This is a genomic window from Myroides sp., assembly GCF_032073645.1.
GTDB lineage: Bacteria > Bacteroidota > Bacteroidia > Flavobacteriales > Flavobacteriaceae > Flavobacterium > Flavobacterium odoratimimum.
Genome location: NZ_DAMANB010000003.1, coordinates 40,716 through 65,396, shown reverse-complemented (window position 1 = coordinate 65,396; position 24,681 = coordinate 40,716). Strand labels below are relative to the sequence as shown.

At 35.2% G+C, this 24,681-nt stretch carries 24 protein-coding genes; 17 read left to right on the top strand and 7 right to left on the bottom strand.

The features are described from left to right. The first annotated feature begins 72 nt into the window (after window positions 1–72). On the top strand, window positions 73–945 hold the full coding sequence (locus RT228_RS03325) for a pirin family protein (protein ID WP_006264720.1): 873 nt from the start codon (window positions 73–75) through the stop codon (window positions 943–945). Window positions 946–1,114: 169 nt separating this feature from the next. After that, window positions 1,115–1,660, top strand: a complete 546-nt coding sequence (locus tag RT228_RS03320; RefSeq protein ID WP_006264721.1) for a hypothetical protein — start codon at window positions 1,115–1,117, stop codon at window positions 1,658–1,660. Between the two features lie 59 nt (window positions 1,661–1,719). On the opposite strand, the gene RT228_RS03315 is transcribed toward RT228_RS03320, so the two are convergent. The 3 genes from RT228_RS03315 to RT228_RS03305 all read right to left on the bottom strand — a co-directional run bounded on the left by RT228_RS03315 (window position 1,720) and on the right by RT228_RS03305 (window position 4,892). Then, window positions 1,720–2,253 (bottom strand): DinB family protein, encoded by a 534-nt coding sequence (locus tag RT228_RS03315; protein ID WP_235811665.1) that lies wholly within the window; start codon window positions 2,251–2,253, stop codon window positions 1,720–1,722. A gap of 37 nt (window positions 2,254–2,290) precedes the next feature. After that, window positions 2,291–2,800, bottom strand: coding sequence for a Crp/Fnr family transcriptional regulator (locus RT228_RS03310; RefSeq protein ID WP_016650402.1), 510 nt, complete (start codon window positions 2,798–2,800; stop codon window positions 2,291–2,293). A gap of 64 nt (window positions 2,801–2,864) precedes the next feature. Beyond that, window positions 2,865–4,892, bottom strand: coding sequence for a M3 family metallopeptidase (locus RT228_RS03305; protein ID WP_006259528.1), 2,028 nt, complete (start codon window positions 4,890–4,892; stop codon window positions 2,865–2,867). A gap of 157 nt (window positions 4,893–5,049) precedes the next feature. On the opposite strand from RT228_RS03305, the gene RT228_RS03300 reads away from it, so the two are divergent. Further along, window positions 5,050–6,126 (top strand): hydroxylase, encoded by a 1,077-nt coding sequence (locus tag RT228_RS03300; RefSeq protein WP_313138447.1) that lies wholly within the window; start codon window positions 5,050–5,052, stop codon window positions 6,124–6,126. A 106-nt stretch (window positions 6,127–6,232) separates the two neighbouring features. Continuing rightward, on the top strand, window positions 6,233–7,297 hold the full coding sequence (locus RT228_RS03295) for a hydroxylase (protein WP_313138446.1): 1,065 nt from the start codon (window positions 6,233–6,235) through the stop codon (window positions 7,295–7,297). A gap of 41 nt (window positions 7,298–7,338) precedes the next feature. Here RT228_RS03295 and RT228_RS03290 read toward each other — a convergent pair whose 3' ends face one another. From RT228_RS03290 to RT228_RS03280, 3 genes are all read right to left on the bottom strand, one after another. Then, window positions 7,339–7,713, bottom strand: a complete 375-nt coding sequence (locus tag RT228_RS03290; protein WP_016650406.1) for a four helix bundle protein — start codon at window positions 7,711–7,713, stop codon at window positions 7,339–7,341. A 162-nt stretch (window positions 7,714–7,875) separates the two neighbouring features. Beyond that, window positions 7,876–8,361, bottom strand: coding sequence for a 5-(carboxyamino)imidazole ribonucleotide mutase (gene purE, locus RT228_RS03285; RefSeq protein ID WP_025124058.1), 486 nt, complete (start codon window positions 8,359–8,361; stop codon window positions 7,876–7,878). Window positions 8,362–8,366: 5 nt separating this feature from the next. After that, window positions 8,367–9,521 carry a 5-(carboxyamino)imidazole ribonucleotide synthase gene (locus tag RT228_RS03280; RefSeq protein ID WP_286415803.1) on the bottom strand — a complete coding sequence of 385 codons (1,155 nt, stop codon included), beginning with the start codon at window positions 9,519–9,521 and terminating at the stop codon, window positions 8,367–8,369. Window positions 9,522–10,543: 1,022 nt separating this feature from the next. Between RT228_RS03280 and hpt the strand changes: the two genes are divergently transcribed. The 13 genes from hpt (at window position 10,544) to RT228_RS03215 (ending at window position 24,293) form a co-directional block, all read left to right on the top strand. After that, window positions 10,544–11,077, top strand: coding sequence for a hypoxanthine phosphoribosyltransferase (gene hpt / locus RT228_RS03275; RefSeq protein ID WP_006259520.1), 534 nt, complete (start codon window positions 10,544–10,546; stop codon window positions 11,075–11,077). A 30-nt stretch (window positions 11,078–11,107) separates the two neighbouring features. Continuing rightward, window positions 11,108–11,683 carry an adenylate kinase gene (locus RT228_RS03270; RefSeq protein WP_006259519.1) on the top strand — a complete coding sequence of 192 codons (576 nt, stop codon included), beginning with the start codon at window positions 11,108–11,110 and terminating at the stop codon, window positions 11,681–11,683. An 88-nt stretch (window positions 11,684–11,771) separates the two neighbouring features. Further along, window positions 11,772–12,773 (top strand): GTPase ObgE, encoded by a 1,002-nt coding sequence (obgE, locus tag RT228_RS03265; RefSeq protein WP_313138445.1) that lies wholly within the window; start codon window positions 11,772–11,774, stop codon window positions 12,771–12,773. 163 nt (window positions 12,774–12,936) lie between these two features. Next, the gene (gene mbhE, locus RT228_RS03260) at window positions 12,937–15,243 is read left to right on the top strand and encodes a hydrogen gas-evolving membrane-bound hydrogenase subunit E (protein ID WP_313138444.1); all 2,307 of its coding nucleotides are present in this window, start codon (window positions 12,937–12,939) and stop codon (window positions 15,241–15,243) included. Next, window positions 15,233–15,676 carry a Na+/H+ antiporter subunit B gene (locus RT228_RS03255; protein WP_006259516.1) on the top strand — a complete coding sequence of 148 codons (444 nt, stop codon included), beginning with the start codon at window positions 15,233–15,235 and terminating at the stop codon, window positions 15,674–15,676. The genes mbhE and RT228_RS03255 overlap by 11 nt, the downstream gene beginning before the upstream one ends. A gap of 11 nt (window positions 15,677–15,687) precedes the next feature. Further along, window positions 15,688–16,041: a Na+/H+ antiporter subunit C gene (locus tag RT228_RS03250; RefSeq protein ID WP_006259515.1), complete on the top strand. Its 354-nt coding sequence runs from the start codon at window positions 15,688–15,690 to the stop codon at window positions 16,039–16,041. Beyond that, entirely contained in the window at window positions 16,038–17,549 is a 1,512-nt protein-coding gene (locus RT228_RS03245; protein WP_006264730.1) for a proton-conducting transporter membrane subunit, read from the top strand. Before RT228_RS03250 ends, RT228_RS03245 begins: the two co-directional genes overlap by 4 nt. A gap of 7 nt (window positions 17,550–17,556) precedes the next feature. Beyond that, the gene (locus tag RT228_RS03240; RefSeq protein ID WP_006262079.1) at window positions 17,557–18,039 is read left to right on the top strand and encodes a Na+/H+ antiporter subunit E; all 483 of its coding nucleotides are present in this window, start codon (window positions 17,557–17,559) and stop codon (window positions 18,037–18,039) included. Next, the gene (locus tag RT228_RS03235) at window positions 18,036–18,311 is read left to right on the top strand and encodes a cation:proton antiporter (RefSeq protein ID WP_006259512.1); all 276 of its coding nucleotides are present in this window, start codon (window positions 18,036–18,038) and stop codon (window positions 18,309–18,311) included. The genes RT228_RS03240 and RT228_RS03235 overlap by 4 nt, the downstream gene beginning before the upstream one ends. Continuing rightward, window positions 18,304–18,705 carry a monovalent cation/H(+) antiporter subunit G gene (gene mnhG / locus RT228_RS03230; protein WP_006262078.1) on the top strand — a complete coding sequence of 134 codons (402 nt, stop codon included), beginning with the start codon at window positions 18,304–18,306 and terminating at the stop codon, window positions 18,703–18,705. Before RT228_RS03235 ends, mnhG begins: the two co-directional genes overlap by 8 nt. Window positions 18,706–18,770: 65 nt before the next feature. Next, complete coding sequence (locus RT228_RS03225; RefSeq protein WP_313138443.1) at window positions 18,771–20,924, top strand: S46 family peptidase; 2,154 nt, start codon at window positions 18,771–18,773, stop codon at window positions 20,922–20,924. A gap of 83 nt (window positions 20,925–21,007) precedes the next feature. Next, window positions 21,008–22,012 (top strand): hypothetical protein, encoded by a 1,005-nt coding sequence (locus RT228_RS03220; RefSeq protein ID WP_313138442.1) that lies wholly within the window; start codon window positions 21,008–21,010, stop codon window positions 22,010–22,012. Then, window positions 21,972–24,293 (top strand): hypothetical protein, encoded by a 2,322-nt coding sequence (locus RT228_RS03215; protein ID WP_313138441.1) that lies wholly within the window; start codon window positions 21,972–21,974, stop codon window positions 24,291–24,293. The genes RT228_RS03220 and RT228_RS03215 overlap by 41 nt, the downstream gene beginning before the upstream one ends. A 49-nt stretch (window positions 24,294–24,342) precedes the next feature. Here RT228_RS03215 and RT228_RS03210 read toward each other — a convergent pair whose 3' ends face one another. After that, window positions 24,343–24,642, bottom strand: coding sequence for a hypothetical protein (locus tag RT228_RS03210; RefSeq protein ID WP_073145607.1), 300 nt, complete (start codon window positions 24,640–24,642; stop codon window positions 24,343–24,345). Window positions 24,643–24,681 lie beyond the last annotated feature (39 nt).

The following is a 24,681-nucleotide window of genomic DNA, read 5'->3' as shown; positions in this document are numbered from 1 at the left end:
TACTTCTTGTTGTAGGTTAAGTGTTTAAGGGGTGATGAGGTTGTAAATTTGTAATACAAAAAACAAAGAGATATGAAAACAAGAAATATTAAACAAGTAGTAAAACCACAACCAGCACACTTTGTAGGAGATGGTTTTAGAGTGCACAACTTTATTCCAAGTATGCCTAATATGAATATGCAACAGATGGATCCTTTCATCATGTTTGATTATAATTCTAAATACACATTTGGGCCTTCAGAAATCCCAAGAGGTGTAGGAGTACACCCACATAAAGGATTTGAGACTGTAACAATAGCGTATAAAGGACGTGTAGAGCATGGAGATAGCAGCGGTGGTGGAGGTATCATAGGGGAAGGTGATGTACAGTGGATGACTGCAGCGTCTGGAGTTTTACACAAAGAGTTTCATGAAACAGAATGGAGTAAAACAGGTGGTGAGTTTCAAATGGTACAGTTATGGGTGAACTTAAAGAGAGAAGATAAGAAAGGACCTGCTAAGTATCAAGCAATAGAACATGATAAAATGGCAAAATATACATTGTCTAATGGAGAGGGAATAATAGAAGTGATAGCAGGAGATTATAATGGGACTAAAGGAACAGCTTCTACATTCTCGCCTATTCACATGTACAATTTAAAAGCAAAAGTAGGTACAAGTACTAACTTTAGCTTTCCTTCAGGGTATACTACCTTATTGTTAGTATTAGAAGGTGAAGTAAAAGTAAATGGAACAGTAGTAGCTACAGATCATGTGGCTCACATGGAGAGAGAAGGAGAAGAGTTTACAGTAGAAGTTACTAAAGATGCTGTAGTCTTAGTAATCTCAGGAGAACCTTTAAATGAACCAATAGCACATTATGGACCATTCGTAATGAATACAACAGATGAGTTAGTACAAGCAGTAGATGACTTTAACTCTGGGAAGTTTGGAGATCTAGCATAATAATAAATTTCATAATAAGTAAGGAGACTATATTTTTATAGTGGTTTTGTTTTGGTGAAGGGAGAGGTAGTGATTGCCTCTCCCTTTTTTTGTGGATGTAAAATAGCTGTTTATAGCTATTGCATATTGACTAGGTATGTTTTTACATTTGTCATATTAATCGATAGGTATGAAAAAAGTAGGGATTACATTATTTGCACTAGCACTTTTGACGGTTAGTTGCAAGGATAAAGAGGTGCAAACAGAAGTAGTAGAAGAGACTCAAATCGTGACTCCTCAAATACAGCCAGAGACAGCTGACTTAAAGTTAGCCGCAGACAATATGGATGCCTATATGGATTCTGAAGATAAGATGATGGTAACTTTAGGAGATGCAGATCAATTGCGTCTTCAAAAGGCAATACAAATCATCGGAAATATGAATGTCATCTATACAGAAGATGAGGGAATAGACCATGATAAGACAGACGCAGCTTTCTTAAAAGAAGTAGGAGGTAAAACTTTTAAAGAAGTATGTAAAGTAGCAGAAGGATATCTTAAAGCTGATCAACAACGCGAGTTTGACCGTATCAATGCAATATTAGAGAGTATAAAGGATCCTAAAGCGGATGCTGATATCGAGCGTTACAATGAGGTACAACATGATCTTAAAGAGGCTAATAAAATACCTGTTACACTAGATGCTTATACTTATAGTGAAGAGTGTTTTTTATAATGAATAATGTACTTTAAAAGAAAACTCCTATTGTAACAATACAATGGGAGTTTTTGTTTTTATGGCAGTAACTTCTGTATTTGATGAAAGTGTCTATCGTTGTGATACACTACAATGCGCAAGCTATCTCCTACATTGAGTTTGTACCAATTAGAAAACATCGTTACAATCGCTCTATTGTTTACTACTTCTTGTGGCATTTTTTTTATAATATCTTTCAGAGCAATCAAGTTGGCTTCAAAGGTGATAATTACATCTTTAGAGATGATCTTATCTATTGGATTAGTCTGTTTAGGGCTTTTAATAGGCTTTTGATTCTCTTTGTATAATAATATATTGGCAAAGTACTTACCTATCACTCCTGATTTAAATAGTAGCTGTTCTCTCTTTTTACCATTCATTGCACTTTTAAATTGAGGTAAGTAAAAATCAAAGTAATAGTTAAGATGTGCAATACACTGTAATATATTCCATGATTCTACTGTTGGTTTATAGTTAAGCTGTTCTGTACTAAGTCTCTTTATGTATTGCAACTGCTCTAAATGCTTATCTGTAAGCAAGCATAATCTATCTAATACTTGTTGGTTAGTCATCATTAATAATTTTATACTACAAAAGTCTAGTAAAGGATTAATCTAAATCTTGATTCAAATCAAGATTTTTAAGTCGAGATAGAGTTTCAGCTGTCATTCGTAAGTAACGAGCAATATACTTTTGTGGAACTTCTTGAAATAGTAGAGGAGATCGTTTTAAGACTCTTTGATATCGAAGAATAGGAGAATCTGTTAGTAAGTCTATTTCTCTTTCTTGAAACTGAATAATAAGTTTCTTTATTCCTTCCATATCGTTTAGTAATCTAGTCGTTTCTTCAGAAGATAGTATAATGACTTCTGTTTGTCTGATGGCTTGTAAGTAATAGATAGTAGGCTGTTGAGTAATTAAACTGTCTAAAGCACAGATTGTACTTCCTTTATATCCGAAGCGAATGATACGTTCCTCATTATTATCTAAAATATATAATTGAACACAACCATTTACTATATAATACAAGTTAGTATTAATATCTCCCATTTGACAGAGATAGTCACCCTTTTTTAGGGTAAACTTATTTTTAATAGAAGTAGTTGAGCTAATCGACATAAAATACTAATTATACCTATAAAGATAAAAAAAGGAAGCTAATTAGCTTCCTTTTGTCTGTCTATTATAACAATCCTGCTCTTTTTAATAAAGCATCCGGAGTAGGTTCTTGACCTCTGAATTTTTTGTATAATGTCATTGGGTGATCAGTACCTCCCTGAGACAACACATAATCTTTAAACTTAGTAGCTACTTCTTTATTGAAGATGCCATTGTCTTTGAAGTATGCGAATGCATCAGCATCCAATACCTCTGCCCATTTATAACTGTAGTATCCAGATGAGTAACCACCTTGGAAGATATGGGAGAATGAAGTACTCATTGCATTCTCTTTTACATCAGGATATTGTTGAGTAGAGGCAAATTGTTTTGTTTCGAAGTCTTTTAGACTCGTGATAGCAGTAGGGTCTTGCCCATGCCATCCCATATCTAATAGACCGAAGCTCAACTGACGTACTGTAGCTATTCCTTCTAAGAAGCTCGCACTCTCTTTGATTTTTTCTACTAATTCCATAGGGATAGTCTCTCCTGTCTGATAGTGTTTAGCGAATAGCTCTAAAGCTTCTTTCTCATAACACCAGTTCTCCATCACTTGGCTTGGCAATTCTACGAAGTCCCAATACACATTAGTTCCTGATAGAGATGGGTAAGTGGTATTTGCTAACATGCCGTGTAGTGCATGCCCAAACTCGTGGAATAGAGTAGTCACTTCGTTAAAGGTAAGTAGCGATGGCTTAGTCGCAGTTGGCTTAGTGAAGTTACATACGATAGAGATATGTGGTCTTTCATTGATACCATCTTTGATATATTGGTTTTTGAATGAAGTCATCCATGCACCGTTTCTCTTTCCTTTACGTGGGAAGAAGTCTGTATAGAATACTGCTATGAAATCCCCTTGTTCGTTCGTTACCTCAAATGTACGTACATCTGCATGATACTTCTCTATAGTCTGTACTTCTGTAAAAACTAATCCGTATAGCTTATTTGCTACTTGGTAAGCACCGTCTAATACATTCTCTAATTGGAAGTATGGTTTAAGTAATTCATCATCTAAGCTAAAGCGCTCTTGTTTTAACTTCTCAGAGTAGTATGAACCATCCCATTTCTCTAAGACATCTACTTTGTCTGTTTTTTGAGCAAAAGCAGTTAATTCAGCAAACTCTTTATCAGCAGCAGGCTTAGCCTTTGCTAATAACTCTTCTAAGAAAGCATTAACTTTATCTGGGCTCTGTGCCATACGCTCTTCTAATACGAAGTGAGCATGTGTAGCATATCCCAGTAGATTAGCTCTCTCATGACGTAGGTTTACGATTTTTAAGACATTCGCTTCATTGTTGTGTTCATTATCTTGAAAGGCTTTTTTACCTGAAGCGATAGCCATCTCTTTACGCAACTCACGATTATCAGCATAGGTCATAAAAGGGATATAACTGGGATAGTCTAATGTGAATATCCATCCCTCTTTACCTTCTTGTTCTGCTAAAGCTCTTGCCTCTTCTATAGCACCTTCCGGAAGACCAGCTAAGTCTTTCTCCTCGGTGATGTGCAGTTGGTATTTATGTGTTTCTGCTAATACGTTTTCTCCAAACTTTAGGGCTGTAGTAGACAGTTCTGCATCTATTGCTCTTAATCTTTCTTTTTTATCTTCTGATAACAATGCACCATTGCGGACAAAGCTTTTATAATTCTTTGTCAATAAGGTTTCTTGTTCTATAGTAAGGTTCAGTGTCTCCTTTTGCTCATAAACTGCTTTTACACGTTTAAATAACTCTTCGTTTAAAGAAATATCATTGCCTAATGCAGATAACATAGGAGCTACCTCTTGTGCTATTTTCTGCATCTCATCGTTGGTCTCTGCAGAGTTCAGGTTAAAGAAGATATTAGACAATACATCTAATTCCATCCCTGAGTAGGCTAATGCCTCTAGTGTATTCTCAAAAGTAGGTGTTGCAACGTTAGCCGTAATAGTGTCTATCTCTGCTTTTGTATCTTGTATTGCTTTTTTGAAAGCAGGTATATAGTCTTCCGTTTTAATTTGAGTAAATGGTGCTGTACCATGTACGGTGTTAAATGGATTGTTCAATGCCGACATATTTTCTAATTTATTTTTATACTATAAAAGTAAGTTTTTTTTAAATAATGGTTAGTTAATAATATTGGAATGTTTTTTGCACTAGGTGTGAATAATCACATATTAATCAATTTTTAAATTAATATGTTTGTTGTAATAGATAATTAATCAATATGTTATGATGGAAATATCATCAAAGGATGTAGACATTCTGAGAAGTGAAGTAAATGAAGCTATTAGATTAGGTACATTAACGGATAAGCAACTACAAGTTATCTATGATAATAAGTTGTTTAATATGTTTGTGCCTGAATATTTAGGAGGCCTAGGAGTTAGTTTGATTGAAGCTTTGCAGGTAGAAGAGCAGTTGGCCAGAATAGATGGTAGTCTAGGGTGGACAGTGACCATGTGTGCTGGTGCTAATATGTTCGTAGGATATTTAGAAAGCTTTCTTGCCAAAATGATTTTCCAAGATCCAAAGGTGTGTTTTGGAGGGAGTGGACAGATAGATGGTATCGCTAAGGTATCCAGAGATGGGTATATAGTGAATGGTACTTGGGATTATATCGTCGGATTACCACATTGTACCGTATTGACCTTGAACTGTCATATTGAAGAAAAAGGAGAATTGCTTTATAAGGAAGATGGTTCGCCTTATTTTAAAACGTTTTTCTTCTTTCCTAAGGAGATTAATGTTATTGAAGATTGGCAGTCTGTCGGGTTAAAAGCTACTGCGAGTCACAGTGTCAATATCAGAGACTTTAGGGTAAGTAGTAATCGTGCATTTGAGATAGATAGTAATCATCCTGTTATCAACGAGCAGACCTATCACTATCCATTTATGTCGTTTGCATTGTTAACCTTGACTGCAAATCATTTGGGCATGCAAGAGCATTTTATGGATGAACTAAGAAAGTACTTTACAGGAGAGTTGTATAATAAATACTTTGAGTTTAAGGATGAATTGTTCTATCAATATGAAGAGAAATTCCTTGAGAGAAGAGCAGCCTTTTATCGATTAGCTCAGTCCTCTAGTGATGAGATAGCATTAAATGGGAAGTTAACAGAACAGACTACTGCTGATATTGAGAAGATGTGCAAAGGTCTAGTCTATAAAGGACGTAATGCTGTTCTGAAAGTCGTGCCTTATTTAGGTATGGGAGCGATGAATTATACTACAGAGATGAACCGTATCATAGGAGATATTCTCACAGCGAGTCAGTTTAGTTTATTATTACCAGAAAATTTAGAATAGAGAAAAATAGAGCAATTTGAAGAGATCTCATCAGTATTACTGATGAGGTCTTTTTTGTTTAAAGTGTTTTAATGCGGTAGCTTTGTTGTTGACAAAACAACATATTATGAGACAGTATCTAAGTGATGCCGATGTGCAAATACTTAAAGACAATATAACTACAGCAGAACAATTAGGTCATCTAACAACAGAACAACTAGAAGTGCTGTATAGAAACAATTTATTCAACCTATTTGTGCCTAAACAATATAATGGATTAGAACTAGACTTTATAGATGCACTAAGGGTAGAAGAGCAATTAGCTACTATAGATGGGAGTTTAGGATGGACAGTGACGCTATGTGCAGGAGCTAATATGTTTGTAGGCTTTTTAGATCCTAATGAAAGTAATAAAGTCTTTCAAGACGCTAAGGTGTGTTTTGGAGGTAGTGGTAAGGTAAGTGGAGTAGCAAGAGAAGAAGGAGAATATTACCTTATCAATGGGACTTGGGATATCGTTACAGGACTACAGCATTGTACAGTTTTTACAGCGAATTGTCATCTTGAAGTCAATGGGGAATTGCAGTATGATGCAGAAGGAAGACCTGTGTATAAGTCATTTTTCTTTTTGCCTTCTGAAGTAACAACTAAGAACAGTTGGGATACCTTAGGACTAAGAGCTACAGGGAGTCATTCTATCGTGGCAGAAGGATTATGCGTACCTAAATCACGTAGCTTTAGTATCACGAGTGAGGCATGTACTATCGACACCCCACTTTATAAGTTTCCTTTTTATCCGTTTGCGAAGTTTACATTAGCTGTGAATCAGTTGGGAATGCAATACCACTTTCTACAAGAAGTAGAGGTATATTTTAATAAACTCAAAGGAGGTGTTTATGAACAGTTCCAGACAGAATTGTTAGTGAAACTACAGACAGCATATCACGCGCGTAGAGAAGCTTTTTATGATTTAGCATCTACTACATGGCAGAAAGTACAAGAAGGTATTGAACTGACAGAAGAAGAGTGTAATACTATAGATAAACTGTGTAAAGAAGTGGTGTATCAAGGGAGAGATGAGGTGATACAGCATTTACCTTATCTTGGGATGTACGGAGTGAATAATAGCTCTCCTATAAGTAGAATCGTCAGAGATATATTAACAGCATGCCAACACAGCCTGTTTCTTTAATTAAGAATTAAGAATTAAGAATTAAGAAAGTGCTTAAATACCTATTTATTCTGTGTAACTCTTTCTTTATTTTGTATAGTAATTCTGATACTACCAATGATTTTTAGAATCTCATCTAAATCCTGAAGTAAGCTGTTTTTCTCACGAATAGTCAAAAAGTCTGTGTCTGCTAATAATCTAATCCAGTAATGAGTTTCACGAGCTTCTTTATAAGCAATAGATAATTTAGCGTAGAAGTCTTTTTCTGTCTGTGCACCAAGGGCTTCTTCAACATTAGCACCTATAGAAGTACCAGAACGAAGAAGTTGTTTGCTTAGTACATATTCTTTTTTAGTCGCAGATAGATGTTTATATAGGCGTATGGTTCTTACAGCAAAATCATAAGTTTTAGTCTGTATTATATTTTCTTGCTTCATAAAGTAACAAGGTAGTTATAGGTTTTAAAGTAATAATAACCGAAATATGAAGTAATATACTTACTCTATATTTCGGTTATATTTAAGTTGCTGAGTCATCCCTCACCCGTAGGGTGATGATTCTTAATTTTTAATTTATAATTCTTAATTTAAATAAAAGGTCTAAAGACCTTTTATTTCAGTTGCTGCTTTAAGCACCGCTTCTCTTAATCCATTTTTATAGTCTACCATCTTATTGCGAAGGTCTTCATTTTGACTACCTAATATCTGTATCGCTAGAAGACCAGCATTTTTAGCACCATTAAGGGCTACTGTAGCTACAGGTACACCACCAGGCATCTGTAAGATAGATAGTACACTATCCCATCCGTCGATAGAGTTACTAGATTTAACAGGTACTCCGATCACAGGAAGTGGAGACATAGAAGCTACCATACCAGGTAAGTGTGCTGCTCCTCCTGCTCCTGCGATGATCACATTGATACCACGCTTATGAGCATTAGAAGAGAAGTCTACTAGTTTCTCAGGTGTTCTGTGAGCAGATACGATATCCACGTCTACTTCTACACCGAATTCTTTAATAATATTGATTGCATCTTGCATTACAGGCATATCAGATGTACTGCCCATTACTACTGCTATTTTCATAAGATTTATTTGCTGATTACTTTAATAGTTTCTTTTACTTGCTGAGCTATTTCTCTAGCTTTAATCATATCGCTATTCACGATCGTTACATGTCCCATCTTTCTAAAAGGACGAGTCTCGCGTTTGCCATAGATATGAGGAGTCACACCTTCTATCGCTAAGATATCTTCCATTCCTTCATAATACACTTGTCCTGTATAGCCTTCAGCACCTACTAAGTTTACCATGATACCAGCCACTTTGCTATCTGTATTCCCTAAAGGCAAATCTAGAATAGCACGGATGTGTTGTTCGAACTGAGAAGTATAGCTTGCCTCTATAGAGTAGTGTCCAGAGTTATGAGGACGAGGAGCCACTTCATTCACTAGTACATCGTCATCTTGCGTTTGGAACATCTCCACAGCCAATAAACCTACATGATTAAATTTTTCAGAAACTTGAAGAGCGATAGCTCTTGCCTTATCTGCTACAGCGCTATCGATACGCGCAGGACAAATCACATATTCTACTTGGTTAGCCTCTGGGTGGAACTCCATTTCTACTACAGGGTATGTTTTGATTTCTCCAGAAGCAGAACGAGCTACGATAACAGCTAATTCATTTTTAAAAGGAACCATCACTTCAGCGATACACTCTACATTAGGTAGTGCATCTAAGTCAGTAATCGTGCGAACTACTTTTACTCCATTACCATCATACCCAAACTGAGCTGACTTCCATACGAATGGCATCGTTACTTCATTAGCTGTAGCTGCTGTTTTTAGAGCTTCTATATCAGAGAATCTCTTATAAGGAGCAGTTGGGATATTATGAGTAGTATAGAAATCTTTTTGATTTCCTTTATTTTGGATTAATCGAAGTGTCTTAGGAGAAGGGAATACTTTAAGCCCTTCTTCTTCTAACTTATCTAGTGCGTCTAAGTTGACATTTTCTATTTCGATCGTTAAGACATCTACTGTTTTACCAAAGCGATAAACAGTTTCAAAATCCATTAAATCCCCTTGGAAGAACTGATGTGCTCCATACTGAGAAGGGGCATCTTTACTAGGGTCTAGTACATTGGTAGCGATGTCAAATTTACGAGTGTCATATAGGAGCATTTTACCTAATTGACCTCCTCCTAATATTCCCAAACGGAAATCAGTAGAAAAGTAATTCATTGTGTAGTTGTATTGTTATTGAGCAAAGATAATTTAAAAATATAAAAGAGTAAGTCTAAAATTCACCTCATGCCTAGTTTGGTTTTATATTTAAGGGTAAGATGTAATGAACATTGATTTTGGAAAGTGCTTATTCTATTTAAAAATGATTTTGAAGAGCTTAGTCTGGTTATCTAGAGTATGTTATTGGATGGAGGTGATATATAATATAGGTGTAAAGATTATAGGGGAAGATGTGTCTTTTTTACCTTTTTGGGAGAGGTGGTCGGCATGTGGTCGGCTAGTGATAGGCATTTGGTCGGCTTAAAAGTACCAAAAATAGCCTATCACTACCCGAGCAGATTGATATCACTTACTGATCAAGGTATATATGAATGGAGAATAGAGGAATAGTTCAAAGGGTATGAATGTATTAATGATGGATTGAGATATTTTTTATGTGGAAGTAAGAGTTTTATCCGCTATATCTAAGTATGACAAGCTATCGTAGAAGAGATAATGAGAGTTTGATAAGAATAGAATTATATTCTCGTAAGAAATAGTGTGAAAAGTTTTTTAAAGAAGTGTTATTTGTATAGTTAATAAAGGAGGTTTTTGTGATTAATTTTTAGTTAATATGTTGTTTGTTTGATGATAGTTGTAGTTTTATGGGGTATTGATTGGTTATTTTTGATTTCAGTATGGTAATAAAATATTAAATAAATATTTTTTAGTTAAAAAAATTAACTTATATTTGGTAGGTTATGAGTTGTGAATTGGCTCATTAAAATTGAAATTACGTTTTAAGTAGTGAAAATAATCTTAACGATAGAACTATAAACTTTGGTTTTAGAGTTAGATTGAATTAGTTTGTTTTAGACGTAGCGTGTAATAGCGCTACGTTTTTTGTTTTTAAAAACAAAAGGCCAAAAAGTAAATTATTGAGGTTTATTTTTTGGTTATTTAGGTTAAATCCTTTGCATAGAAACGAATAAACCTGTATTCTTTTTGTATATTTGCAAATTACGAACAACTTTGACACAATGGAAATACAAGTATTGGATAAAGTGTTTGTTCCTTTTATTTCTAGGGAGCAGATTGATACTAGATTGCGTGAAATCGCAGAACAAATAGAAATGGATATGAACGGAGATGTTCCTGTATTTATAGGGGTTCTAAACGGTTCGTTTATGGTTATTTCTGATTTGGTGAAGCACTATAAGGGCTCATGTGAAATGAGTTTCGTTAAAATGGCTTCATATATAGGAACTCAATCAACTAATCAAGTTAATCAGTTATTAGGACTTGATATAGATGTAACTGATAGAAGAGTGGTTATTATAGAAGATATCGTAGATACTGGGAATACACTAGTAGCGTTAAAGAAATTATTTGATCAACATAAACCTAGTGAAGTACGTATATGTACACTATGTCTAAAACCAGAGGCGTATACGAAAGATATTCATTTAGATTATGTAGCTTTTGAGATTGAGAATAAGTTTATCGTAGGATATGGAATGGACTATGATAAATATGGTAGAAATATACCAGAGATATACCAAATTAAAGAATAAAGATTAGACTAACAGAATAAACAATAAATAATGATTGCAATAGTTTTATTTGGAAAACCAGGTGCTGGGAAAGGTACACAGGCTGAGTTTTTAAAAGAAAAGTATAATTTAACACATATCTCTACAGGAGATGTATTCCGTTTTAACTTAAAAAACGATACTGAGCTAGGTAAACAAGCTAAAGTATATATGGATCAAGGAGAACTAGTTCCAGACAGTGTTACAATTAATATGTTGGCAGAAGAGGTGAGCAAGAATATGGATAAATCAGGATTCTTATTTGATGGTTTTCCTCGTACAATCGCTCAAGCTGAAGCACTAGAAAAACTATTGAATGAGAAAGGAATCACTTTTGCAGGAACTGTAGGTTTAGAGGCTGATGATGATGTATTAGTAGCACGTATCCTAGAGAGAGGTAAAACGAGTGGTAGAGCTGATGACCAAGATGAGGCTAAGATCCGTACACGTTATACAGAGTATAATGAGAAGACTGCTCCTCTTATCGCGTTCTACGAAGCAAAAAATAAATTCTACGCTGTAGATGGAATAGGTTCTATCGAAGAAATTACAGGACGTTTAAGCAAAGTTATAGATACTTTAATATAAGGTACTTTATAACATTCGCTAAAAAATATTACATTTGCCGCCCAATTCCTATTGTATGGTGCAATAAGGACGAAAAAAATTAAAGGAAATGACTGAAGGGAATTTTGTCGATTACGTAAAGATATATGTAGCTTCTGGTAAGGGAGGTAGAGGATCTACACACTTACACAGAGAAAAGTTTATTGAAAAAGGTGGGCCTGATGGTGGTGACGGAGGTCGCGGAGGTCACGTATACATAGTCGGAAACGAAGGCTTATGGACTTTATTTCACCTTAAATTTGCACGTCATATTAAAGCAGGTCACGGTGGTGATGGGGGGAGTTCTAGAAGTACAGGGTCAGATGGAGAAGATAGAATTATCGAGGTGCCATTAGGAACTGTAGTGAAGGACAAAGAGACAGGTGAAGTATTATTCGAAATTACTGAACACGGCGAAAAGAGAATCGTAGCCGAAGGAGGTAAAGGAGGATTAGGTAACTGGCATTTTAGATCATCTACTAACCAGACTCCTAGATATGCACAACCTGGGTTGCCTAGTGAAGAACTAGATGTGATATTAGAATTAAAAGTATTAGCTGATGTCGGATTAGTAGGATTCCCTAATGCGGGTAAATCTACATTACTATCTGTACTTACTTCAGCTAAACCAAAGATAGCGGATTATCCGTTTACAACACTGAAGCCTAACTTAGGTATCGTGTCGTATAGAGATTTTAAATCTTTTGTGATTGCAGATATTCCTGGTATTATCGAAGGAGCTGCAGAAGGGAAAGGTTTAGGTCATTACTTCTTAAGACATATCGAGAGAAACTCTACTTTGTTATTCATGGTGCCTGCGGATGCTGATGATATTAAAAAAGAGTATAACATCTTAATAGATGAGTTAAGAAGATATAATCCAGAAATGCTGGATAAAGACCGTCTTTTAGTAGTTACTAAGTGTGATATGCTAGATGATGAGCTTAAATCAGAATTAAAAGAACAGCTAGATGCTGAACTAGATGGAGTACCATATATGTTTATCTCTTCTGTGGCTCAACAAGGGCTAATGGAGTTAAAGGATAAATTATGGGAAATGTTGAATAAATAAGATTAAATTAAGGGAATTGCCTTTAATTCCCTATTGGCAGGGTGAAGGTGAGAAAAATGTGGATGTTATTTGTTGTTATACGGCAAGTTATAAGTTAAAATTTATTTTTTTTGTATATATTTACATCAAACTGAAAATATATATTTAGAGAAATAAACAAAATATGCTAACATTAATTTTTCTCACTTTTGTACTTGCTTTCGGAGTGTTATTTCTAAAGAAGTTTGTACAAAGTAAATTTGTAGCATTAATATCCCTACTTCCATTTTCAATTTTTTTATATCTATTATCTTTTTTACGTTCTGTAAAAGACGGATTTAATAGTGTCCTATTTAGCACTGAATGGATTCCTTCATTAGGTATCAATTTAGACTTTAAAATAGACGGTCTATCACTTTTGTTTGGATTATTGATTTCTGGAATTGGAACATTGGTATATTTATATGCTTCTTCTTATTTAAGAGGGCATCCTCTGTTACACCGTTTTATTTGCTACCTCACTGTTTTTATGGGAGCAATGTTAGGAGTCGTTACTTCTGACAATCTAATCACCTTGTTTATTTTTTGGGAGCTTACGAGTATAAGTTCTTTCTTCTTGATTGGTTTTAATAATGAAGAAGAAGAATCTAGAACGAGTGCATTATGGGCTTTAGCTATTACAGGGTTAGGAGGATTCTTCTTACTGTCCTTTGGTGTCATAGTAGGAACTATATCCGGAACATATTCTATACACGAGTTATTAGGACAGAGTGATGTGTTAAGAGAGAGTCCTTTCTACTTATTAATTATCATTTTCTTATTCATAGCAGCTTTTACTAAGTCTGCACAGTTTCCTTTTCACTTCTGGTTACCAGGGGCGATGAAGGCTCCTACACCAGTATCAGCGTATCTACACTCTGCTACGATGGTGAAGGCAGGTGTATATTTAGTAGCTAGATTCACTCCTATACTAGGAGGTAAGATGGAGTGGAACACAATCTTACTGGTAGTAGGTGGTGTGACGATGCTATTCGGTGCTTTTCACAGTGTCTTTAGAAAAGATATGAAAGGAATATTAGCTTACTCTACTATATCTGCCTTAGGACTATTAATGTTCTTGTTAGGGATAGGTACTCAGATAGCGCTATATGCTATGGCGGTATTCGTATTAGCACACGCATTGTATAAAGCAGCTTTTTTCTTGATTACAGGTATTATAGATCACGCTTTACATACCCGTGATATTAACGAGTTGGGAGGACTGCGTAAGTATTTCCCTCTGTTAAGTGTTGCAGCTGTTGTTGCCGCATTATCATGTGCAGGTATTCCTCTGACTTTTGGGTTTATTGGGAAAGAGTTGATCTATGAGAGTGGACTTCATTATATGGATGAGACTTTAGCGATAATATTAGTAGGTGCCTTATTCTTCACAAATGTGTTTTTGACGGGCTCAGGTTTCTTAATTGGTATAAAACCTTTCTTCGGTAAAGCGACTAAGAATGTCTGTATCTCTCATCAACCTGATTGGGCACTTATAACTCCTCCTGTAGTATTAGGATTCTTTACCTTACTATTAGGAGTATTACCAGCTATAGCGTATCACGAAATCATCATAGCGACCTTTAGTGCTATGTACGGTTCTGTAGTAGAGATGCCACTAGCGATATGGCATGGTGTAAATACTAGCTTATTATTAAGTGGATGTACGATCGTGCTGGGTACGATAGTGTATATCATCTTTAAGAGATGGAAGAACCCGCTATGTGTAGTAGAGAACTTCGAAAAAGTATCTCCTAAGAATATATTCTCTATCATCGTAGAGTTCTTCAGAGTATTAGCTTATCGTTATACTTGGATCTTCCACAACGGATATCTAAGATCTTATCTAGCAGTAATCATTGTTTTCTTTGTGGGATTAGTAGGATATAAGTTATTTGCAGATGTACCACTACGTGTGAACACGACAGGGCTGTCTGAGTTTAGAGCTTATGAGTTAGTCGTATTCTTAATTGCGGTAGTAGCAATTGTCTTTGCAATAAATACATCATCAAGATTGACAGCAATTGCAGCTACTGGAGTAGTAGGGTATTGTATCTGTTTAATATTCGTATTCTACGGCGCGCCTGATTTAGGAATGACGCAGTTCGCTATTGATACATTGACTACAGTACTATTTATTTTGGTACTGTTTAAGTTACCTCCATTCTTAAAACTAGGTAATAGGAAGATACAGTTTAGAGATGCAGTTATTTCTATTGCATTCGGTGTTTTGATTTCTATTATTACTTTACAAGCTTTAGTATCTCCAGCAGATAAGGATATCAGTAGATATTATGCAGAAAACGTATATGTGCTAGCTAAAGGTAAGAACGTGGTGAATGTTATTCTAGTTGACTTTAGAGGATTTGATACCATGATAGAGACGATAGTATTATCTATCGCAGCATTAGGAGTATTCAGTATGTTAAAATATAGAGAAGATGAAGAATAAGACTAAGTACGATATAAAGAAGATGGACTCAACGATATTGAGGACAGCGACTAATTATTTATTGCCTCTGTTATTATTATTCTCTCTTTTTGTATTACTGAGAGGACATTATTTATCAGGAGGAGGTTTTGTTGGAGGATTGATAGCGTCTATAGCATTTGTGTTACACGCTTTTGCTTATACGACTAGAAGAACATTGAGACTGTTTCAGATTCCGCCGCGTATGTTGATACCTATAGGCTTGACAATTTCTTTTATAAGTGGTTTTTTGCCTGTAATATTGGGAAGACCTTTTATGACAGGAGTATGGTTCGCAGATAATGTAGCAGTTATAGGCTCAGTGGGGACTGCTTTGTTTTTTGATATTGGAGTCTATTTAGTGGTGGTTGGTGTTGTGCTAACTATATTATTAACTATTTCAGAAAGTGAATAAAAGAGATAAGTATGGAATTACTATTAGTATTATTAGTTGGAATCTTATATTCTGCAGGTATATACTTGATCTTGCGTAGAAGTATGGTTAAGTTACTTTTAGGGTTTATGATGCTAGGTAATGGCGCCAATATATTGATCTTCTTAATGGGGGAGTTAACCAAAGGGAAAGCGCCTATCATTAACGGGGAGAGTAAACATTTTACAGATGTATATGCAGACCCAGTGCCCCAAGCACTAATCTTGACAGCCATAGTTATCAGTTTTGGGTTGACAGCTTTTGCTATTATTCTATTGAAGAAAGTACATGAGACAACAGGAACTGATGATTTAGATTCACTTAATATCCAAGATTTAGATATATGATTTCGAACTTTATATTAGCTCCTATATTAGCACATATGCTGACGGCTATTGTACTGTTGTTCTTCTGGAAGAATGTACAGGCACAGAAGACTGTGAGTGTAATAGGTAACATCATCGGCTTCTTTGTGAGTTTGAGGTTGTTTACCCTAATATGGGAAAATGGAAATATGACTTTACAAATGGGAGGCTGGGAAGCACCATTTGGAATTACCTTCGTAGGTGATATGTTGAGCGCTACGATGGTGATGCTTACTGCTATAGTGTCATTAGCTGTAGGTATATACTCAACGGCTGCGACTAATATTAGTCGTATACGATATGGACACTTCTTTATCTATCACTTCCTAATTATGGGGTTGATGGGAGCCTTTTTGACAGGAGATATATTTAATCTTTATGTGTGGTTTGAAGTAGTGATTATTTCTTCTTTTGTTTTATTGACATTAGGAGGAAAAAAGAGACAGATGGAAGGTGCTGTGAAGTATGTAACCATGAATATGTTAGCTTCGGTAATCTTCTTAACAGCCATCGGGATTCTATATGGAATAACAGGTAGTTTGAATATTGCAGACCTACCTGAACATGTAGCAGCAGTGGAGAATAGAGGATTAGTAACAGTAACCGCATTGTTGTTCTTTGTTGGTTTTGGTATTAAGTCAGCAGTGTTCCCAATGTACTTCTGGTTGCCATCGTCTTATCATACACCACCATCAGCTATCGGTGCTGTGTTTGGAGGATTGTTGACTAAGATGGGAGTGTATTCTATGATAAGAGTATTCACAGTAGTATTCGAACCTGATGATTTTGTATTACAAGTATTTATAGTTATTGCTATTCTTACCATGATAAGTGGAGCACTAGGGGTGATCAATAAGCGTAATATTAGAAGAATATTATCTTACTTTATTGTTTGTCATATAGGGTATCTGATAGCAGGTATTGGTATCTATACAGAGCTAGCTTTTGTAGGAGTAGTGTTCTATCTAATCCACGATGTTATTGTGAAGAGTAACTTCTTTATGATGAGTGGTCTGATACAGAAAATACGTGTAACACAAGATATTTATCGATTAGGAGGGTTCTATAAGGATTACCCTAAGTTGTCTATCGTCTTTGCGATTATCCTATTCTCTCTAGCAGGTATACCACCGTTGTCTGGGTTCTGGCCAAAGATTCTTTTGTTCCAAGAAGCCTTTAAGCAGGAGAGTTATGTGTTATTAGGGACATTGATATTTGCGAGTTTTATTACTTTATTTATTGTAGCTCGTATTTGGTCAGAAGTGTTTTGGAAAGATTTGCCAAAGCCGAATGCGGAAGAGGTAGACTATTTCGCACCGTTCCATACTAGAGGTAAAATAGCTTTAGTATTACCAGTTATTGGATTAGCTGTAGTATCCTTGTTGATCGGGTTTAATGCCTCTTTTGTATTTAAAGTAGCAGAGCGTGTAGCATACGAACTAATGAATCCGTCAATCTATATAGAATCAGTAATGCATCATTTAAAATAAGCAGATTATGTTGAAGTATTTTTTACTTAATTTATTATTGACATTTGTCTGGGTTGCTTTAACAGGACAGTTGAATTATTCTAACTTCATCTTTGGAGGTGCGGCAGGATTCTTTATTTTATGGATGTTAACAAGACGATCTAAGCAAGCAGATAAGGAATACTTTTATCGTGTACCGAAGATTATGATCTTTATTCTCTATTTTATTTATGATATGATGGAGGCTAACTTACGTGTGGCGATAGATGTAATGACACCTAATTATCATACGACACCTGGTATCATTAAGTATAATCTAGATGCTAAGACAGATTTTGAGATTACGATGTTGACCAATATTATCGCTTTGACTCCAGGTACTATGGTGATTGATATTGCAGAAGATAAAAGTTATGTTTATATACATACTATGTATTTAAGAGATAAACACAAGTTTATTAAGAATATGAAAGAGAGAACAGAAACTAAACTATTAGAGATATTGCGATGACAGTAGAAGATTATTTAATATATGTAATTATGCCTATCATCAGCTTGTCTTTAATCTTCATATTTATAAGATTTCTAAAAGGGCCAAGTGTATCAGATAGAGTAGTTGCTCTAGACTTACTGATTACAGTAGGAGTAGGGGTTATTGGAGTGTTTAGCTTGATTGCTAATGATCCAATATTCTTAGATGTGGCAATGATATTAGCGTTAATAGCATTCTTGAGTACAGTGGCTTTTGCATATTATTTATTAAAAAGGAATAGAGATGATTGATATTGTGATAATGATATTAAGTACTGTAGGAGCAGTATTTGTGTTAATAGCTTCTATAGGAATTGTACGTATGCCTGATTTCTATACAAGACTGTCTATTACGATTAAGGCAGCGACTTTAGGCATTGGTTGTATTCTTACAGCGGCAGCTATACATTTTGCAGAGTTTTCAACAACGACTAAAGTGTTAGCTATTATATTTTTCTTGTTTATCACTTCTCCTGTTGCAGCATTCTTAATTGCAAGAACGGCTTATATTACAGGGATAAAACTATGGGATAAGTCTGTAGTAGATGAGTTACAGAATCGATATGATAACCATAATAATATTCCTTTAGACGCTTGTAAAGAGGAAAAGCTAATAGCTGATAAACAATCATCAGACAAAGAATAATTACAACAATTGAGGAGGATTTATAGAATTAAATTTATCTTCGCATTTCTAACATACTAATTAATATGAAAAAAATCGTTTTATTTTTAACTGCGTTCATATTAGCGATACCTACTACGGTAAAAGCTGATGAAGGGATGTGGTTCTTAATGTTCATAGAGCGTTTAAACCAACGCGATATGGAGAAGATGGGACTACAGTTGACATCTGAAGAAATATATAGTATCAATAATCATTCGTTGAAAGATGCTATTATACAATTTGATGGTGGATGTACAGCAGAGATTGTATCTAATCAAGGTTTGGTATTGACTAACCACCACTGTGGATATGATAAAATAGCTAAATTATCTACACCAGAAGACGATATCTTAACGAATGGATTCTGGGCAAAAGATAAAGCAAGTGAGAGAGCTGCTAAAGGTCTTTCTGTTCGTTTCTTTGTGAGAATGGACAATGTAACAAAGCGTATCTTAAGCGTTGTTAATGATAAGATGTCTGAAATCGAAAGAGAGAAAGCAATCAACCAAGAAATCGCTAAGATTCAAAAAGAAAATGATGGAGATGGAAAATATACTGTTTCTGTAAAATCATTCTTCCAAGGTAATGAATTCTACTATTTCGTATACCAAGATTATAATGATGTACGTTTAGTAGGAACTCCTCCTAACAGCATCGGTAAGTTCGGAGGTGATACTGATAACTGGGAATGGCCACGTCATACAGGTGACTTCTCTTTGTTCCGTGTTTATACGGATAAAGATGGTAATCCTGCAGAGTACTCTGCAGATAATGTACCAATGGTTCCTAAACACCACTTACCTGTATCTATCACAGGTATAAAAGAAGGTGACTTCTCTATGATATTAGGATATCCAGGTAGAACAAATAGATGGATGCCTGCACAAGGAGTAGAGCAAAACATTAAGTTCGCTTATCCAGCTTGGGTTGAAGGATCTAAGTTAGGAATGGATGTAATGAAAAAGTATATGGCTGCAAATGACGCAGTACGCCTTAACTATGCATCTAAATATGCTGGTGTAGCTAACTACTGGAAGAACCGTCAAGGTATGATTGATGCATTGACTCAACATCAGACTGTAGCAACTAAAACAAAAGCTGAAAAAGATTTCCATAAATGGGCTTCTAAAAAAGAGAACGCTGCTAAATACGGAAATGTAATAGCTGATATTAATGCTTGGTATAAAGCGACTAATGAGAAGTCTCGTCATGATAATTACTTAATGACAATGTTGCGTACTTCTAATTTAGTAGCTGCGCCATATCGTTTAGCTGGAGGTATGGAAGCGTATGCTGCTGGTGATGATAAGAAACGTGCTGAGATGTTACCTGAGTTTAAAGAGTATATCAAGAGTATCTATGGTAGTACTTATGAGCCATTAGAAAGAGAAATGTTAGCTAAACAATTAGCTCTTTATGCAACTAAATCTACAGGATATGACATCGCTCCTTATGTAGCTGAAATCAACAAAGAATACAATGGTGATTTTGAAAAGTATGTAGATGAGATTTTTGAAAAGAGTGTATTTGCTAACCAAGAGGCTATTGATGCTTTCTTAGCAGATCCTAAAGGAGTGACTATTTCTCGTGACCCAATGTTTAAGTTATCTGTAGCTATTATGGATCATTATAGAGCTATGCCTGATAATGTAACTGCATTAGAAGATAAGTTCCAAAAAGCATATAGATTATTTGTAGATGGAGTACAAAAAAGTAACCCTACAGGTAAGTACTATCCAGATGCAAACTCTACTTTACGTTTAACTTATGGTACTGTAAAAGACCTACCAAGAGGAAATAAAGTAAATGATGCTGCAGAGAACTGGTTTACTACTTTAAAAGGAACAGTTGCTAAACATAAAGTTGGTGACGAAGAGTTCGAAGCACCACAAAAACTAATCGACTTATATAATAAGAAAGATTATGGTGTATATGCTGATAAAGCAGGACATATGCCTGTAAACTTCTTGACTGACCATGATATCACAGGAGGTAACTCAGGTTCTCCAGTATTAAATGGAAAAGGAGAGTTAATCGGACTTGCGTTTGATGGTAACATCGAAGCTATGGCAGGAGACGTTATTTATGACCCTAAATTACAACGTACAATTAACGTAGATATTCGTTACGTACTATTCATTATAGATAAGTTCGCTGACGCTAAACATATTGTAGACGAGATGACTATTGTAAAATAGTTCGTTTAGTTAAAATTCACAAAACGCCTAAATTATTTAGGCGTTTTTTTGTGCATAAATGTTTCGTGAATTAAGTTTACATCATGAAAAAGTATGTGTTATTTATCTGTTTAATATTCTTGGTTAGTTGTGTCTCTAAGGGAGATAAGGACTTGCAGACGAAGTTGTCTTTTTACTATTGGAGAACTAACTTTCAGTTAGACTCACTAGAAAGTACTACGCTTAAAGAGTTAAAAGTGGACAAGCTTTATATTCGCTATTTTGATATTGGACTACAAGGAGACTCTCCTATACCTATACGACCTATACTGTTTAAAGACTCTATCCCTGATGTAGAGATTGTTCCTGTTGTATACATAAAGAATGAAGTCTTAGTGAATAGTAAGGTAGATAGAGAATTGTCAAAAAAGATAATAGACTATATCAATCAGATTAATAAACACAACCATATACAGATAAGTGAGATACAACTAGACTGTGATTGGAGCTTAAAGAGTAAGGATTCTTTTTTTGAATTAATAGAGTCGATTAAGAAAGCCAGCCAGTGGAAGGTGTCATCTACGATTAGACTACACCAAGTGAAGTACGCTGGTAAGACCGGAATCCCTAAAGTAGATTATGGTGTACTGATGTACTATAATATGGGGACTATCTCAGCAGATTCGTTGAACTCTATTTATGACCGTAATATAGGAAGTAAATATATAGGTGCATTAGCCGATTATCCTTTAGAACTGAAGTATGCTTTTCCTATTTATTCATGGGTAGTACATACTAGAGCTAATAAAGTAGTTCGCTTGATCAGTAGAGTTCGTACAGCTGAAGTGGATAAAATTAGTGCTTTTAAAAAAATAGACGAGACTAGATATAGTGTGACAAAAGAAGGAATGTATTTTGGACAATTGTTTTTAGTTGGCGATCAGATAAAAGTAGAAACGACTACTAGTGCACAGTTGTTAGAGATGAAAAAAGACTTAGAGAAGGCAAGTGGGAAGTGCCCCTCTGAAATTATACTATATGATTTAAATTCAAGAAATATCCCTTATTATGAAAAAGAAGTTTGGAAAAAGATTGTTGTATGCGAGTAGCTTATCACTGCTGTTAGGAGCAGGTGTGTATTCATACGGATGTGCTGATGGGTGGTGGAGTTATTCCTCTGTTTCAAGTTTTACACCAGAAGCATTTGTAGATAACTCATATAAGCCTTTGTTTTTTGCACCTTATGAGAAGTTTTATGATGGTGCATATATGTATAACGCAGGTATGTATAATGAGGATATTGTTAAGGAGTGGACACAATATTTAGGCAATGCTGTACCAGCGGATGTAGTGAAAGAATGTTTAGTGTCTAATGAGTTTGAGATAGACACGATGTATACTATATATAGTGAACTGCGAAAAGGAAAGAAACGAAGTAGTATCTATGACTTAGACTTAAAGAATAAGAAAGTAGAGAACTTTATTAACTTTCTAAACTTTGCCAAAACAGTAGAACAGTATTCAGCTCAAGAGTTCGAGTATTGGAACTATGAGCAACAAGTCAAAGAGCAATTGCCAACAGACTATGCTAATAAAGTACAGAGCTTCTATGAGAAGATGGATAAGAAGGATACTTTTTTTGCTAATAGAATGTGGTTTCAGGTGATGAAAGCTAAGTTCTACTCAGTAGATAAGAGTAGTGTGATTACTTATTTTGAATCTACAGCGAGTAGTCAACCTCAGAATACACTGTATTATAGAGCGATGTCTTATGTAGCAGGGGCGTATTATGAGCAAGCTAATTTTGCGAAGTCAAACCTACTATACGCTACTGTTTTTGATAGAGAACCTTCTATGCGTCAAGTTGCTTTGTATAACTTTAAGCCTCTTGATAAAGCTGCTATTACAAAAATAGTGGAGAATACAGACGATAGAGATGTGAAAGCTGCTATATGGTCTATAATGGGATACTATGATGACCTAGGTGAATCTATGAAACGCGCCTATGAGGTTAACCCTAAGAGCCCGCATATAGACTACATCTTGACGAGATGGGTGAATATGCAAGAGCAAGCAGTCAATGTATTTGCAGAAAGTAGTTTTAAGTCTCGTGATGAGTATTTCAAGGCGATTAAGAAGAAGATAGATCAGAATACACTGAAGTGGATAAAGTCTGTCGCAGATAAACCACAAGAAGTAGCCAATCCAGTGTTGTGGAAGTTAGCAGCAGGGTATATGGATATCTTCCAAGGAGAGTACAAGAGTGCCACTAAGCAAATAGAGGAAGCAAGTAACTATACTAAAAAAGGAGATAAGTTATTAGCTGAGCAAATCCGATTATTTGCCTTGATTAATACAGTGTCTCAAGTCAAAAAGTTAGATAAGAGCACAGAAGAAAAACTATTGCCAGAACTGAAATGGGTTTATACAGAACTAGTGAAGAATGACTATAGTGATCCTTTTAGATATGAGTACGCAGCAGGTTGGATTAGACAGTTTTTATCAGCTACTTATAAAGAGCAAGGCAATGCTATCATGGCAGAGATATTAAACTCTCAAGGTGTAGCTTTTTATAAGGATAAGAAGCAATCTAGTGCTATGGAGAGTTTCTTGTTAAAAACTAATCATTCAGAGACAGAAAAGTTGTTCACTTCTTTATATCAATATAATCTTAGTGATATTTATGAGAGTAGAGCGATTCATTTGTTTTATGAAGATAAGATAGATGAAGCTATTGTAGAGATGAAGAAGGCAGAACCTATCAAGAAGAAGAATACCTATGATGATGAGTACACGGTGTTGATGTATAACACAGCTACTCTTTTAGGTAATCCATTTAACGGAAAGATCAAGGACTGTAACGATTGTGATCATGCAGCTAAGCAGACTACGGTATATACGAAGCTATCATTCTTAGAGAAACTAAGAGATATGAAGGCAAATATTGCTAATGGTACAGATGTATTTAGCAATGCACTTTTAGTAGGTAATGCTTATTATAATGCTACGTATTTTGGTAATGCACGCGTATTGTATTACAACAGTATTTGGGATGAGTATGGCAGTAATAGTATCGGTATGGAGAATAAATCTAGCATCTTGAATATGAATAATGCTAGAAAGTACTATACGATAGCTAAGCAATATGCGACTACAAAAGAAGAAAAAGCAAAGTTAGCTTACTTCGATGCTAAGCTTGAGCGAAATGAATTCTATGTACAGACCTATCATAATAAGGATTATTATATGGGAGCATGGGGTGATGATGTCATGTTTAAGAAGTGGAATGGCTTCTCAGAATTAGCTGCTAAGTATAGTGATACAAAGTATTATCAAGAAGTGATTAAAGAATGCGGATACTTTAGAAAGTATTTAGGACTGAATTATTAAGAATGAAAAAAGCTCAAGGTCACTTGAGCTTTTTATATTTATAAAGTATCTATTTATTGATATAGATGAGTAGTACCGATGTAGTGCCTATAGAGATTACTAGTGGAAACAGTGAAATAATAATAGCAACTAAGGGCATAGTAGTACTGACAAGAGCTTTTTTAGCTCTTCGATAGGCTGCGATGCCGAAGGCAAGACCTATAAGGCTAAAAAATATAGAGATAAAATTGACAAAAGGAATCCAACAGATAAAGAATGCAATAACCGAACATACAAAGGAGATAATGTAGTAAACAAGACTCGTATCTCTGTTGTTGTTTATTTCGTAATAGGATTTATCATGTTGCATGGTATATTAGCTAAAAATTGAATGTAATATAAAGAAAAA

Coding starts and splice junctions, on each gene's coding strand:
- RT228_RS03245 (WP_006264730.1), top strand. CDS start 16,038: ATGATTTCGAACTTTATATTAGCTCCTATATTAGCACATATGCTGACG.
- purE (WP_025124058.1), bottom strand. CDS start 8,361: ATGAAAATAGCAGTAGTAATGGGCAGTACATCTGATATGCCTGTAATG.
- RT228_RS03315 (WP_235811665.1), bottom strand. CDS start 2,253: ATGACTAACCAACAAGTATTAGATAGATTATGCTTGCTTACAGATAAG.
- RT228_RS03300 (WP_313138447.1), top strand. CDS start 5,050: ATGATGGAAATATCATCAAAGGATGTAGACATTCTGAGAAGTGAAGTA.
- mnhG (WP_006262078.1), top strand. CDS start 18,304: ATGATTGATATTGTGATAATGATATTAAGTACTGTAGGAGCAGTATTT.
- RT228_RS03270 (WP_006259519.1), top strand. CDS start 11,108: ATGATTGCAATAGTTTTATTTGGAAAACCAGGTGCTGGGAAAGGTACA.
- RT228_RS03320 (WP_006264721.1), top strand. CDS start 1,115: ATGAAAAAAGTAGGGATTACATTATTTGCACTAGCACTTTTGACGGTT.
- RT228_RS03215 (WP_313138441.1), top strand. CDS start 21,972: ATGAAAAAGAAGTTTGGAAAAAGATTGTTGTATGCGAGTAGCTTATCA.
- RT228_RS03290 (WP_016650406.1), bottom strand. CDS start 7,713: ATGAAGCAAGAAAATATAATACAGACTAAAACTTATGATTTTGCTGTA.
- RT228_RS03295 (WP_313138446.1), top strand. CDS start 6,233: ATGAGACAGTATCTAAGTGATGCCGATGTGCAAATACTTAAAGACAAT.
- RT228_RS03225 (WP_313138443.1), top strand. CDS start 18,771: ATGAAAAAAATCGTTTTATTTTTAACTGCGTTCATATTAGCGATACCT.
- RT228_RS03210 (WP_073145607.1), bottom strand. CDS start 24,642: ATGCAACATGATAAATCCTATTACGAAATAAACAACAACAGAGATACG.
- RT228_RS03235 (WP_006259512.1), top strand. CDS start 18,036: ATGACAGTAGAAGATTATTTAATATATGTAATTATGCCTATCATCAGC.
- RT228_RS03305 (WP_006259528.1), bottom strand. CDS start 4,892: ATGTCGGCATTGAACAATCCATTTAACACCGTACATGGTACAGCACCA.
- RT228_RS03250 (WP_006259515.1), top strand. CDS start 15,688: ATGGAATTACTATTAGTATTATTAGTTGGAATCTTATATTCTGCAGGT.
- obgE (WP_313138445.1), top strand. CDS start 11,772: ATGACTGAAGGGAATTTTGTCGATTACGTAAAGATATATGTAGCTTCT.
- RT228_RS03240 (WP_006262079.1), top strand. CDS start 17,557: ATGTTGAAGTATTTTTTACTTAATTTATTATTGACATTTGTCTGGGTT.
- hpt (WP_006259520.1), top strand. CDS start 10,544: ATGGAAATACAAGTATTGGATAAAGTGTTTGTTCCTTTTATTTCTAGG.
- RT228_RS03220 (WP_313138442.1), top strand. CDS start 21,008: ATGAAAAAGTATGTGTTATTTATCTGTTTAATATTCTTGGTTAGTTGT.
- RT228_RS03310 (WP_016650402.1), bottom strand. CDS start 2,800: ATGTCGATTAGCTCAACTACTTCTATTAAAAATAAGTTTACCCTAAAA.
- RT228_RS03280 (WP_286415803.1), bottom strand. CDS start 9,521: ATGAATTACTTTTCTACTGATTTCCGTTTGGGAATATTAGGAGGAGGT.
- mbhE (WP_313138444.1), top strand. CDS start 12,937: ATGCTAACATTAATTTTTCTCACTTTTGTACTTGCTTTCGGAGTGTTA.
- RT228_RS03325 (WP_006264720.1), top strand. CDS start 73: ATGAAAACAAGAAATATTAAACAAGTAGTAAAACCACAACCAGCACAC.
- RT228_RS03255 (WP_006259516.1), top strand. CDS start 15,233: ATGAAGAATAAGACTAAGTACGATATAAAGAAGATGGACTCAACGATA.